The sequence below is a fragment of the Sunxiuqinia sp. genome (assembly GCF_055140945.1).
The window spans coordinates 39844-53210 of sequence record NZ_JBSQYS010000011.1; the positions used below are offsets into that span (position 1 = coordinate 39844).

Genomic DNA, 13367 nt, shown 5'->3' on the forward strand with positions numbered 1-13367 from the left:
TAGCTTTTACTTCAACCATTTATCTAACCATTGCTTAAACACGCGTTGCCATAGGATACCATTTTGAGCACTACTCACCCAATGACTTTCGTCCGGAAAATAAAGAAACTGAGCGGGAATATCTCTTAATACGGCAGCATTAAAAGCTCCCATACCTTGCGTGTAAGGAATACGAAAATCTTTCGCTCCGTGAATAACTAAAATCGGAGTATCCCATTTTTCGATGAATAAGTGTGGTGAAAATGAATAGGATCGTTGCGCCGCTTTATTCTCTTTATCCCAGTATGGACCGCCAATATCCCAATTTTCAAACCACATTTCTTCGGTGGTCACATACATCTGATCAAAATTGAAAATACCACAATGTGAAATAAAGGCCTTAAATCGTCCTTCATGATGACCGGCCAGATAATTAACAGAAAAACCGCCATAGCTCGCTCCAACAGCCCCTAAGCGATCTTCATCAACAAAAGGCTCCTTGGCAACATGATCGATTGCGGAAAAATAATCCTGAATATTCAAGCCGCCATAGTCTTTGCTGATTTGCTCCAGCCATTCCATGCCAAACCCGGGTAAGCCACGACGGTTTGGTGCAACAACAATATATCCATTGGCCGCCATCATCTGAAAATTCCATCGGTACGACCAAAACTGGCTAACAGTTCCCTGCGGTCCTCCCTGGCAATACAGAATGGCCGGGTACTTTTTATTCGGATCGAAATGAGGCGGGTAGATCACCCAAACCAACATATCTTTATCATCAACCGTTTTTATCCAACGTTCTTCCACTTTGCCCATTTCCAGTTGATTGAGCAAACCTTCGTTGACTGATGTTAACGGCTCATCTTTCCCATTATTCGGGTCAACCAGATACAATTCTGCTGGCTGCGACATGGATACTTTTGCCGCCAGCAATCGACCAGTTGGAGTTTCAACAACCGACTGGTAATTGTGCACACCATCCGTTAGTCGAGTAATTTTTCCATCCGTTAATGTTAATTGATAAATTTCATCGGTGGCATGAATATCGCTGATGAAAAAAATAGTTTCCCCATCATCTGCCCAACTCAAATGAGTGGCATTTTGTTCCCATCCTTTTGAATAATTGATCTTTTCCCCAGTCGCCAGATCCATCACAAACAAACGGGTTTGATCCGACTCATATCCATCGCGTTCCATGCTGGTCCATGCCAATTTTGTTCCATCAGGCGAAAAAACAGGGCTTTTGTCGTATCCTTTATTCTCCTCGGTTAAATTCCTGGTTTCGCCAGTTTTCAAATCGTATTGGTACAAATCGGTATTGGTTGAAAGAGAATAAGCTTTGCCCGTTAGCTTTTTGCACGAATAAACGATCTTTTTACCATCAGGACTCCAAACCACTTGGTCTAAACCATCAAATGGCTTATCGGGACTATCAAATTTTTCGCCCTCCAAAATATCAGTTCCTTTGGTTATTTCGCCCGCCCCATACTCTGCAACAAATATGTGATTGTAAGTATAATCGTGCCATCGGTCCCAATGTCTGTACATCAAATCGTCCTCCAACCGGGCATCAGCTTTTGGGAGGTCCGGAAACATGTCGTGAATGTCTTCATCCAGCTTCACAGCCTTTGCATAAAAAATATGCGTTTGATCGGGTGCATACTTAAAACCGGAGATTCCTCCTTCAATTTGGCTAATTTGCTTTGGCTCCGAACCATCGGGATTCATCTCCCAAAGTTGTGTTTCATCATTTTCAGCATACAAATAACCAATCTTTTTGCCATCAGGTCGCCACCGAGCACCTGATTCTTTTAATGCAGTATTGGTGAGTTGCTGTAGTTCGCCACCTGCAACAGGAATCGTATACAACTCACGGTATGACTTATTTTCCTCAATCTGATAATAAGTAATATCGAATAAAACAGTCTGCCCATCTGGCGACAACTCCGGGTTTCCAACACGACCAAACGACCACAAAACCTCCGGTGTCATCACATCTGATTTCAACTCCGGTGTTTCCGGCACATATGTTTTCTTTTCTTCTGCCATCGAATTTTGATTTATTCCAAGATAAAATAATACTGTCAGAACAGGCAAAGTAACAATTTTCTTCATGGATATATAGATTTTTCAGTGGGTGGGGAAAATACACTTTTGAAAAGAATAATAAAATGATTCCTTAATGCAAATCTCGTTTTTTCAAAAAAAAGCACCCGCTTCATAAAGAAACGGATGCAATCATCTTAATCAATTGACGTAATCACCCATCAATATCGATAAGTTCCTTCGTATTCGTAGGTTTCTCCTTCATAGTCTTTACCGGTAACTTTGTAGGTTACTGAATCCTGACCGACTAACTGTAATGCACTTAAATCGAAGGTTACAAAAGCCGACATCTGATAACCAGGTTCATCATCATTGTCATTGTGTCTCAATTCAAGTTGAATTGGCTCGTCAGCTGAAGTAAATTCGCCGGGCTCCTTAACCAGATTCACGTAGTGTGTTAAGCCGCTTCCGTAATATTCCAACTCAAAAGTTAGCATGTTGTTAGCAGCCCAAACATCTTCCACGTGTACCGGATCATTTCCAATGCTATCTTCAGTTTCCTCAGTAATATCAAGAATACCCTTAAATAGAATTTTTTGCACTGAATTAACCCGCACATAATACTCCTCATGCTCATCGTCAACCAACTTCTCATCGAGGATCGTGAAATTAACCAAGACACGCGTACTGTCCTCGTCTTCGTCCCAATGATAGTAACCATCTGCCGGGAAAAGCTCTTCTCCATCATCCATTTTAATTGTGTAGCCGGATCCATCAACATCGATAATTCCAAATCCAACCCAAAAGTTTCCCAGAGAATACCCCTCATCATCATTCATGTCGCAACCAAACACTAAAAGTGCCAAAATGGCAACTAAGCTAAAATTTAAAAGCTTTTTCATTTTTTCCTCTCCTTTTTCAAAATTTAATTGTTCAGTTACTAGATAAATGCATGAACCTTTTGGTTGCGTTAGATGTAAAAAAAATACTTGAATCTGATGAAACTCATAAAATTTAGAATGGCATGATGATTGATATGCACATTTCTATATATTTGCATTAGTTATGGAGTCAAATAAGAAATTACAACGATATACGTCTAATGAAATAATAGAAAATATATGAATAAAAATAGAAATAAAATGAAAAAGCTGTTAGTTATAGTCGCATTAGCCGCAATTACAACAGTCGGTTGTGCAACAGAAACCCGTGACAACAACAAAGAAACAGGGGTTGAAAAGGCTTCGAGTCTATCGAAAAACGATGATGGTGGAACAAGTTTAATTGGGAAAGACCAATTTGTCAAGAAAGTATGGAACTACGAAGAATCACCCGAAGAATGGAAATTCCTGGGTGACAAACCCGTGATTATCGATTTTTACGCAGATTGGTGTGGTCCATGTAAAATTGCATCGCCTATTCTGGAAGAGGTTTCGAATGAATATGCCGGAAAAGTAAAAGTATATAAAATTGATACTCAAAAGGAACGGGAACTGGCAGGAGTATTTGGCATTAAAAGCATCCCTGCTTTTCTATACATTCCGGTAGAAGGAAAACCTGTCATGATGGCGGGTATTGGAAGAACAAAAGAAGACACGAAAAAAATGTTTATAGACAACATTAATAAATATCTTCTTGCCGAAGAATAATATTCAACACCGACATATTAATGAAAGCAGCCTCCGGGTTGCTTTTTTTTTGCTTATACAATAGTTATCTATTCACATTAGTTAAAGTCCTTCTGCTATAGTTAACCGAAAAGGCTTAATTTTACGGGCTTATAATTTGAATTGATGGCAATAAAAACACACAACACGACTTACGATTTAATTGTAATAGGAGCAGGTCCGGCAGGACTCATTGCTGCAGGACGAGCAGCCGAATTAGGAGCCAAAGTGCTTGTAATCGAGAAAATGAAATCGGCAGGGCGTAAGCTTCTGATTACAGGAAAAGGGCGATGTAACATTAGTAATGATGCTCATCAATCAAGCTATTTCAAAAACATTTTTCCGAACGGCAAATATCTCAAATCAGCATTTGGCGCGTTTTTTTCCAGCGAAATTATTAACCTACTAAACAGCGAAGGCGTAGAAACCACCGTTGAGCGGGGGGGACGCATCTTTCCGACCAGCAACAGCGCTTTGGAGGTGCTTAATGCTTTAATGAATTGGGTGAAAAAACGTCAGGTAGAAATAATCTATTCGTCGAAAGCAGAAAAGATAACGACTGAAAATAACGCAGTAACAGGAGTATCTATTGCCAGAAAAGGAGAAGTCGAAACCATTTCTGGAGTGGCTGTCATTATTTGCACAGGAGGCAAATCCTATCCGGCAACAGGTTCAACAGGAGACGGCTACGAACTAGCTCGCCAGCTTGGACATTCAATTCAACCTACACGCCCGGCCTTGGTTCCACTAGTGACTTCAGGAAGTTTAGCTGCAGATTTACAAGGTTTAAGCCTAAAAAATGTAAACGCCAGTGTTTGGGTCAACAATAAAAAAGTGAAGGATGAATTTGGTGAAATGCTCTTCACGCATTACGGATTGACAGGACCAATTATTTTAACGCTGAGTCGCTTGGTTGTTGATGAAGTGGATAAAAAAAGCAACGTTCAAATTACGATCGACCTAAAACCTGCATTGGACGAAAACAAACTCGATGCCCGGTTAATTCGTGATTTGGCTTCAAACGGGAAAAAGCAAATTGAAAATATTTTCAAAGAATGGCTCCCCTCTAAAATGATCCCGGTCTTTCTCGATTACCTGAAACTCGATGGTAAAAAACAAGGCCATCAGATAAACTCAAAAGAACGACGAAAAATAATGCTTTTGATGAAAAACCTGCCTTTTGAAGTAGTTGACTACCGAGGATACAACGAGGCAATTATTACAGCAGGAGGAGTTAGCACATCCGAAATTGATGGCAAAACGATGCAGTCAAAACTCATCAAAAATTTATTTTTTGCTGGAGAAGTGATGGATCTGGATGCGAATACCGGTGGTTATAATTTACAAATCGCCTATTCTACGGCCTGGCTGGCAGCAAGTTCTTTCTTAAAACTAGCTCAAGTAGAACATGCTCAAAATTAATCATCATCATACTACTAAAAGAAGCCCGTATCGGAAGCTATGCCGAAGCCCTATCCGCTCAAAAAGCTGGAGCTGATCGCATTGAACTATGCGAAAACCTAGCTATGGGAGGAACTACCCCATCATTCGGAACGATCAAAATCACCATCGTTGCGGCCGGGAAAGTCACTAAAGACAACCTGTATTCGTTGAACCAGTCGATTCATACGAATGAATTTCATGGGAAAAAAATTGTGTAATACGAAGATTCTTCTTTTTAACCGGAAGCAGCACTAATATTTGGAAGATAATCGTTTCGGTATCGGTTTTCGCTCTTCTGCCCGCCTCATGATAATCAGTTAATTCAATTCTGTTTTCATTTTATCTTCGTCTGAATTGAACCTTCTTATTTTCGCGTGTACTGTAGAGAACAACACTAATTACAAGCGATATGTTATTCGACAGGAAGAAGTATTTGTGCCTAATTTTTGCCCTTCTTTTACTAACTTTAGCTTACGTTCTCATGAGCGGACCGGATAATCATCAACCCAATAAATTTGATGAACACATTTTCAGTTTTCGAAGAATCACCCTGGCCCCGCTAATTATTATTGGAACGTACTTGAGTTTAATTCTTCTGATTTTAAAACAACCGAAAAAAAGATGTTCGGAAGAGAAAAGAAAATAAAAAGCGACGAAAAGTTGATGCAGAGTATCCGACACGGCGATCAGGAAGCGTTCAACGAACTCTATGAGCGCTATAAAGACTGCCTGTACTATTATTTCTTTCGCATGTTGAATTCGGAGTCGCAAGCGAACGATTTTTTACAAGATCTGTTTTTGAAAATTATTGAAAAACCGGGACGTTTTAATCCTGCTTACCCATTTAAAACCTGGGTATTTTCGGTAGCATATAACCTTTGTAAAAATGAATACCGCCGCAGGGAAGTTCGTAAGGAAACTCATCACGGTGACAAGCATGTAAACCCTGTTTTACCAGAGTCAATTACGGAAGAAAAATTAGTCAACTCAATTTTCAAAAGTCTGGATTCGCTAAGTCCGGAGCATCGATCGGTATTTATTATGCACTACCGCGAGGGATTTCCGATAAAAGAAATCGCAGGAATGCTTGAAACTGCGCCTGGAACTGTTAAGTCGAGGCTTTTTTACACGCGAAAGTATTTAGCTGAAAAATTTCAGCACTTAAAAGGTGAAATTGAATTTTAAATCCAAAAGCAATGAGTGAAAAACATATAGAAGAACTGATTCGGCGAGATCATGTTGGTGAACCTTCACCCAAAGTGGGATATCGCATTAATTATGTTTTTATGTTGGAGTCAGTCCGAAATAAAGTCAGACAAAATTCATTCGGCGGTTTCTTCGGATGGATATTTTCGTTGCAAGGACTTGGAGCCAAAGCTGTCGTAGCCTCTGTGCTTTTTGCCTTCGTAATGATCAAGCCAGAGCTTAAATCAACCAATGGAAACACTCCACCAATTGACTCCACACAAGTTCAACAAAATTTAGTTTTGGATTCTACCTTATTTCATACGGATTCCAAATCAGCAAACGATCGCGTTCTTTAATCACAAATAAAGCTTACATATTACAAAAAGCTCGTCTTTTCAATAAGGCGAGCTTTTTGTTTTTCAGGGACATGTTGTTTTTAACTCTTGCTAATTATCAAACAGAGCCAAGTATCCCGCCAATTTGTCTTTCATATCATGCGATGATGCTAACTGATTTTCCTCAGCTCTACTTACTAAATTCTGATATAAATAAAGTTTCAATTGAAGGTCGCGCGATAAACCGACACGCTTGGGATTCTCCATATTTAGATAATAATTGATCCACTCCTCCAAATTTTCGCTCAACTGCTTTAGGTCCGATTCTCCAACCTGCTTCTCCCCCATTTTGAAAAACAGATCGTTCATTAAAACGGAGTAATAGTCCAATGGCCAATTTCGAAACGATATAATCTCCCGGGATTTATTGATTACTTCGAGTGCTTCCTCATTTCTATTCTCATTAACCAAAGCTTGAGCCAGTCGATAAAAAGAAAGTCTAATTTGTGCCGAGGCAAACAAACGTCGATGGTGCCAGTCGAAATACACGTCAGCATCTTCCATGTTTTCCCAATTACATTTCTTCATCAAGTTGGTATACAAGCGATCAGTATCTACAATCCCGGTATCAATTACTGAATTACTTTTCTGGTAGTCAGGCACCAATCGGTACACCAATCCGTCATAACTCAGGTGATCCTGCAATCCGTATTCGATAGCATCGGAAATCGAAGTAAAACAAATGGGACGCTCAGCTGCATTCGAACTCAAAATATCCCAGAAGGCCAACTCATTTCGCATGAGGTATTTCTTGTCGGTTCCAATTGGAATCCTGTTATCACCCACAGGCAAATACATTTCTGAAACGGGAATGAAATTAACCCGCTCGCCCGACTGTAACCTAACCTTGGTTTGAGAACTGTCGTTTGCCACAAAATCCAGCACCTTATCAATAGCCTGCTCTTTGCTGATTCGCGGTACAATTGGCAAATAATCAACTTCACCTTTGCTATACTTTTCCACCGGAATGGTCAATTTCACTCCTTCATTTTCGTATATTTTGTGATGAATTTGTTTCATGTACCACCCCGCATTTAAATAGGGCATGACCACAATGCGCACATCCTGCCGAATCCCTTCCACTTCTTGACAATACCACAACGGATAGGTGTCATTGTCGGCATGTGTAAATAAAATGGCATTGGGCTCGCAACATTCCAGATAATTCCGGGCCAAATCACGTGCTGTATATCTGCCCGAACGATCATGATCATCGTAGTTTTGTTGCAACAAAATGCCCGGACCGGCGGCCATTGTTATCAGTCCAACTATGACCAACGCAGAATTAGTTCGAAATCTTTCTTTCAAAAAAACGAAAAAAGCGAATGCGCCTACTCCAACCCACAAGCTAAAAACGAAAAAGGAACCCACATAAACGTAGTCACGTTCCCGCGGTGTAATTGGAATTTCATTGAGGTAAACAACCAAGCCAATGCTCATGATCCCAAAAAGTAAGATCATTTCCAGAAAGGTCTGTTTATCTTTTCGATAATGAAAAAACAGGCCAACCAAGCCCAACAACAAAGGCAAAAAGAAATAGCTATTGTGTGCTTTGTTTTGCTGAAGTTCTTTCGGGTAAGTTGATAAATCTCCCAATCGAGCCTGATCAATCCAGGATATACCAGATTGCCAGTTGCCATTCTCCACGCCGCCAAACCCCTGAATATCGTTTTGTCGGCCAACAAAGTTCCACATCAGGTAACGCCAATACATATGTCCAAATTGGTAGCGCCAGAAATACTGCAAATTTTCCATAAATGTTGGTATTGTCGTTTGCTTTGCCTCACCCGATTTGGTTCGAATATGTACTTTCTTTCCTTTTAAATCAACCCATTTGGCACACCTTTTTAAATGCTGCTCTTCCCTGCTATTCATGCGTGGGAAAAAACTCGTTGTTCCGGGTTCATACTTAATATCCGGGTTTAGCTTAATCGGATAATACTGTTCTCCATCGTACTCATAACTGGTTCGGTCGGTATACGACCGTGCAACTGAACCGTATGTTGCGCCATATAGAATAGGGCGGCTACCATAATTTTCACGATTCAGGTAATTGATCAGTTCAAACGTTGTTTCGGGGTTTCCCTGGTCGACTGGCGGATTGGCGGCAGAACGAATAAAAGGAACAAAATACGAGGTGTAGCCAACCAACAAAAATAAAACACAAAGTAAGCCCAGATTGAGCCCGGCCTTTTGTTTTTTGTGCGAATAAAAAAGGCCAGCCGACAAGGCTGCAGCCAGCAAAATTACATAAACATAAAAGCCACTATTTACCGGAAACCCAAGTTGATTGACCGCAAAAAGTTCCACCGGACCAGCGAGTGAAAAAATACCGGGAATAAAAACCTTCATGAGAATGATGATGAACAAACCAGAGCCTGCCAAAACGAAGAATATCCCTTTTAGCGAAGAACGATACTTTTTAAAATAGATGATTAATGCCACTGTTGGTAACACCAGCAAATTGAGCAAGTGCACGCCAATGGACAAGCCTGTGAAAAAGAAAATCAGCAAAATCCAACGATTTGCAGTTGGCTGGTCGGCTTCGCGTTCCCAGCGGGTAGCAGCCCATAAAACTAAAGCTACAAACAAGGATGACAAAGCGTAAACTTCGGCTTCAACCGCCGAAAACCAAAAGGAATCGGTAAAAGCAAATGTTAAGGCACCAACTGCCGAAGCCAACAAAACTGCCGCGCGGTTTTCTAGTGTAAACTTCTCCATCAGCCAAGCTGAAATCCAAAACAACAGCATCACTGTTCCGGCACTTGATAAAGCCGACACCCAGTTGATCAGCAAGGCTACTCGCTCCACATCTCCAAAACTGAGCAGTGAGAACACCCGCCCCAACAGCATAAACAAAGGGGCTCCCGGCGCATGGCAAATTTCAAGTTTATAGGCCGAAACCAAAAATTCGCCACAGTCCCACAAACTCAAGGTGGGTTCAATGGTTAATCCGTAAACAAGCAGAGAAATCAGGAAAACAGTCCATCCGAGGAGCATTTTAGATTTTTGATAATTCATGGCGGTTTGTTTTCCTATTGATACACGCCAAATTGGAAAGGTTCAACAACCGAACGAACATTAACCTAAGTGTTCGTCCTAAAAAAAGGCCATTCATTTAATCGTGCAGCAGTGCAATCCCTTGGCTGCGATTGAATGATAAACTATTAGTTTTTGTTTTAGATTTTATTTGTTTTGATATTTGCACATGAATAATAACGGAGAAAACGATGGACGACCAATCAAAATTTAAAGCCTTTCGAGTGAAAGAAGAAAACGGCAATTATCTTGGTTCAATTCAAGAAATGCCCTTTGAACCTTTAAATAAGGATGAAATACGTGTCAAGGTGCAATACAGCTCATTAAATTATAAAGATGCACTTTCAGCATCCGGTAACAAAGGAGTAACCAAAAATTACCCACACACCCCCGGGATTGATGCCGTTGGAACAATTGCAGATTCAGACAACGCTTCTTTCAAAACAGGTGATCAAGTAATTGTTACGAGTTATGACTTGGGGATGAATACCAATGGTGGATTTGGTGAATACATTCAAGTTCCCTCAGATTGGGCAGTAAAGCTACCCGAAAACCTATCGATGAAAGAGGCCATGATATACGGAACAGCTGGCTTAACAGCTGGCATGTCAGTACATCGTCTCACGGAATTAGTTAAACCTGAAGATGGAAAGATTATTGTTTCGGGCGCTACCGGAGGTGTGGGAGCACTAAGTGTATCGATTTTGAGCAAATTAGCTTATGAAGTGGTCGCCATTACCGGAAAGGAAAACGAACGAGACTACTTACACAAATTAGGAGCAAAAGAAGTAATCCTGCGACAGGAGTTTGAGAACTTAGATCGGAAACCGTTATTGAAGCCCATGTATGCCGGAGGAATTGATACCGTAGGCGGAGTGATATTGGAGAACGTCATTAAGTTGACAAAGCCGATGGGAGCTGTGACCTGTTGTGGCAACGTGGCCTCACCCAAATTAGAATTGACTGTTTTCCCTTTTATTCTGCGAGGCGTCACCCTCGTAGGTATCGATTCGCAGAATTATCCGATGAAATACAGAGAGATCGTCTGGGAAAAGCTTGCACAAGACTGGAAACCAAAGCAGTTATCTAACACAAGTACTGAAATAACGCTCGACGATCTGCAGGGAAAAATCAAATTGATGCTCGAAGGAAAATTAAAAGGAAGAACAATCTTGAAAATTGACGAATAACATGCGCTGCAAACACAACTTGATTATAGCGAAAACACGTGCAGCTATTCAAATACCAGATCAAAATACATGTTAATTATTTCAACGATATTGCATGACTGAAATATCTTTAACCCGAATCAACAAATACTTAAGCGAAGTTGGATACTGCTCTCGACGGGCAGCTGACAAGTTGATTGAAGAGGGTCGGGTTACAATTAATGGGAAAGTCCCGGAAATGGGAACAAAAGTTTCTGCCATCGACGAAGTACGGGTCAATGGCAAATTGATTTCGGCACCAAATGATTCTCCGGTTTACATCGCCTTTAATAAGCCGGTGGGTATTGTTTGTACAACCGATACCAGGGTAGAAAAAAATAACATTATCGACTACATCAACTACCCCAAACGCATTTTCCCAATCGGACGATTAGACAAGCCTAGCCAAGGTTTAATCTTATTGACTAATGACGGCGATATCGTCAATAAAATTTTACGAGCACGTAATCATCATGAAAAAGAATATCTGGTAGCTGTTGATAAACCAGTTACCAAAGATTTTATTAAGCAGATGAGCATGGGGGTTCCGATCCTAGATACCGTAACCCGTAAATGTTTTGTGGAAAAAACCGGCAAGTTTTCGTTCCGCATTATCCTTACTCAGGGACTCAATCGGCAAATTCGCCGGATGTGCGAATACCTGGGATTTAATGTCACCGAACTTCAGCGAATTCGGATTATGAATATTACATTGGATACACCCGTTGGAAAATGGCGCTATTTAACAAACAATGAGTTAAAAGAAATCAATCGACTGGTCGCAGATTCGTCTAAAACCCACAAAAGTGAAACGCCGGATAGCGGTTCGAAAAGTCACAACTAGATAACATGCGAAGGAACTTTAAACTGAAATTATAAATCAAACAAATAAAATTGTAACTTTAGCCGAAATTTCAGATCAAAAATTGAGGTTCGAAAGACTATTTCAAGTTGCTTCGCTTATAGACCGCAGCCCTTTGGATGATCCTAATTTTTAAAACTTCTGAAATAATCCTTGTTATTACTGTAACAAAAGGAAAATTACACAGTAAAAGTCTGAACGAGGTTTTGCTAAAGTAAAACTTAAAAAATAGTAACATTTATAATTGGAGAATTTTAATTTATGGGTAGATCTCAAGAAACATTTAACAAAAAAGAAGTACGGAATAAAAAAGAAAAGAAGAGAAAAGAAAAAGAGAAGAAACGCTTAGCCAGAAAGGACGGCGATAAGTCGAACAGCCTGGACGACATGATCGCCTATGTTGATGCGAATGGCAATATTACCGATACTCCACCCGATCCGACACAAAAAGAAGAAATCAACATCGAAGACATCGAAGTTAGTGTTCCCAAAGCTGATCCGAATGCAAAAGAAGATCCGGTAAGAAAAGGAACTGTTTCATTTTTTAACGACTCCAAAGGATACGGTTTCATTCGTGATTCTGAAACCAAGGAAAGTGTGTTTGTACACATCAACAATGTAGAAGGAGAAATTAAAGAGGGAAACCTTGTTAGCTTTGAAGTAGAAATGGGTCAAAAAGGGCCAACAGCTGTAAAAGTTAAGCAGATAAAATAAAGAGATCCTGCTCTGTTTTTTTTTGGGAAAGAGCAATTTCTGAAAACATATAAAAAAGGCTTTCTCTGTAAAAAAGAAAGCCTTTTTGTATTGGCCAAAATTCGTTATTCCAGTTCCTTTAGCTTGATATTTTTCCAAGCTACCTGAAACGGTCCGCGCTGCCCAACACCATGAACCTGCAAGCCAATAAATCCTTTCGGATGAGATTCAAATTTCTCTTTGTCAACCAAGTCTGAAATTGGTTCTCCATTAATCCATGTTTGAATTCTTGCCCCATTTGCAACAATCCGATAGGTATTCCACGCTCCATCTCTAAACGTTTTATGAGGGATTAGTTCTTCTTTGGGAGTCATCCATCCACCACAAGCTTCGCCATAAATATAGCCGGCCTCTGCTCCTTTTTCGCCGCTGGCTTCAATTTCAACCTGTGGGCCATTAACCCGACCAAACTTCTCGTCTCCTTCTGGTTCTTTTGTCGTTGAACGGATTTGTACGCCGGAATTCAATTCATTATCCAATAATTTTACATCGAATTCCAATTCAAAATTGCCATAGTCCTTTTGCGTACATAGAAATGAGTTAGGACTGTCTTTAGTTGTTGTTCCAACGATCATCCCGTCTTCAACTATATAGGTTGCCTGACCATTTTTTTGGATCCAGCCATCAAGATTTTCACCGTTAAACAAAGTCACCCAACCCTTTTGTTGCGCAAAGGATGCAAATGCTAGAAATAAAAACAATGCTGTCAACACAGCTTTCAAGTTTCTCATGGTTTAATTTTTAGTAGTTTAGAATTGTAAAACTATACAAAAGAACCCTCAGG

13 protein-coding genes are annotated in these 13367 nt (G+C 40.3%); 9 read left to right on the forward strand and 4 right to left on the reverse strand.

Annotated features, from left to right (window positions below; genetic code table 11):
- Window positions 1-6 precede the first annotated feature (6 nt).
- The gene (gene dpp5 / locus ACTB00_RS07070; protein ID WP_463299211.1) at window positions 7-2097 is read right to left on the reverse strand and encodes a dipeptidyl-peptidase Dpp5; all 2091 of its coding nucleotides are present in this window, start codon (window positions 2095-2097) and stop codon (window positions 7-9) included.
- Window positions 2098-2249: 152 nt separating this feature from the next.
- Window positions 2250-2930 carry a NigD-like protein gene (locus ACTB00_RS07075; RefSeq protein WP_463299212.1) on the reverse strand — a complete coding sequence of 227 codons (681 nt, stop codon included), beginning with the start codon at window positions 2928-2930 and terminating at the stop codon, window positions 2250-2252.
- Between the two features lie 240 nt (window positions 2931-3170).
- Between ACTB00_RS07075 and ACTB00_RS07080 the strand changes: the two genes are divergently transcribed.
- The 6 genes from ACTB00_RS07080 to ACTB00_RS07105 all read left to right on the forward strand — a co-directional run bounded on the left by ACTB00_RS07080 (window position 3171) and on the right by ACTB00_RS07105 (window position 6682).
- Entirely contained in the window at window positions 3171-3677 is a 507-nt protein-coding gene (locus ACTB00_RS07080) for a thioredoxin family protein (RefSeq protein ID WP_463299213.1), read from the forward strand.
- 144 nt (window positions 3678-3821) lie between these two features.
- Entirely contained in the window at window positions 3822-5117 is a 1296-nt protein-coding gene (locus tag ACTB00_RS07085) for a BaiN/RdsA family NAD(P)/FAD-dependent oxidoreductase (RefSeq protein WP_463299214.1), read from the forward strand.
- 29 nt (window positions 5118-5146) lie between these two features.
- Window positions 5147-5356 carry a copper homeostasis protein CutC gene (locus tag ACTB00_RS07090; protein WP_463299289.1) on the forward strand — a complete coding sequence of 70 codons (210 nt, stop codon included), beginning with the start codon at window positions 5147-5149 and terminating at the stop codon, window positions 5354-5356.
- A gap of 191 nt (window positions 5357-5547) precedes the next feature.
- Complete coding sequence (locus ACTB00_RS07095; RefSeq protein ID WP_463299215.1) at window positions 5548-5784, forward strand: DUF3098 domain-containing protein; 237 nt, start codon at window positions 5548-5550, stop codon at window positions 5782-5784.
- Window positions 5760-6323: an RNA polymerase sigma factor gene (locus tag ACTB00_RS07100; RefSeq protein WP_463299216.1), complete on the forward strand. Its 564-nt coding sequence runs from the start codon at window positions 5760-5762 to the stop codon at window positions 6321-6323. The genes ACTB00_RS07095 and ACTB00_RS07100 overlap by 25 nt, the downstream gene beginning before the upstream one ends.
- A gap of 11 nt (window positions 6324-6334) precedes the next feature.
- Window positions 6335-6682 carry a hypothetical protein gene (locus tag ACTB00_RS07105; RefSeq protein WP_463299217.1) on the forward strand — a complete coding sequence of 116 codons (348 nt, stop codon included), beginning with the start codon at window positions 6335-6337 and terminating at the stop codon, window positions 6680-6682.
- A gap of 90 nt (window positions 6683-6772) precedes the next feature.
- On the opposite strand, the gene ACTB00_RS07110 is transcribed toward ACTB00_RS07105, so the two are convergent.
- Window positions 6773-9742: a glycosyltransferase family 117 protein gene (locus ACTB00_RS07110; protein ID WP_463299218.1), complete on the reverse strand. Its 2970-nt coding sequence runs from the start codon at window positions 9740-9742 to the stop codon at window positions 6773-6775.
- 209 nt (window positions 9743-9951) lie between these two features.
- On the opposite strand from ACTB00_RS07110, the gene ACTB00_RS07115 reads away from it, so the two are divergent.
- From ACTB00_RS07115 to ACTB00_RS07125, 3 genes are all read left to right on the forward strand, one after another.
- The gene (locus ACTB00_RS07115) at window positions 9952-10950 is read left to right on the forward strand and encodes a YhdH/YhfP family quinone oxidoreductase (RefSeq protein WP_463299219.1); all 999 of its coding nucleotides are present in this window, start codon (window positions 9952-9954) and stop codon (window positions 10948-10950) included.
- Window positions 10951-11044: 94 nt separating this feature from the next.
- The gene (gene rluF, locus ACTB00_RS07120) at window positions 11045-11812 is read left to right on the forward strand and encodes a 23S rRNA pseudouridine(2604) synthase RluF (protein ID WP_463299220.1); all 768 of its coding nucleotides are present in this window, start codon (window positions 11045-11047) and stop codon (window positions 11810-11812) included.
- 279 nt (window positions 11813-12091) lie between these two features.
- Window positions 12092-12544 carry a cold shock domain-containing protein gene (locus ACTB00_RS07125; protein ID WP_321289320.1) on the forward strand — a complete coding sequence of 151 codons (453 nt, stop codon included), beginning with the start codon at window positions 12092-12094 and terminating at the stop codon, window positions 12542-12544.
- 104 nt (window positions 12545-12648) lie between these two features.
- On the opposite strand, the gene ACTB00_RS07130 is transcribed toward ACTB00_RS07125, so the two are convergent.
- On the reverse strand, window positions 12649-13314 hold the full coding sequence (locus ACTB00_RS07130; RefSeq protein ID WP_463299221.1) for a 3-keto-disaccharide hydrolase: 666 nt from the start codon (window positions 13312-13314) through the stop codon (window positions 12649-12651).
- Between the last annotated feature and the right edge of the window lie 53 nt (window positions 13315-13367).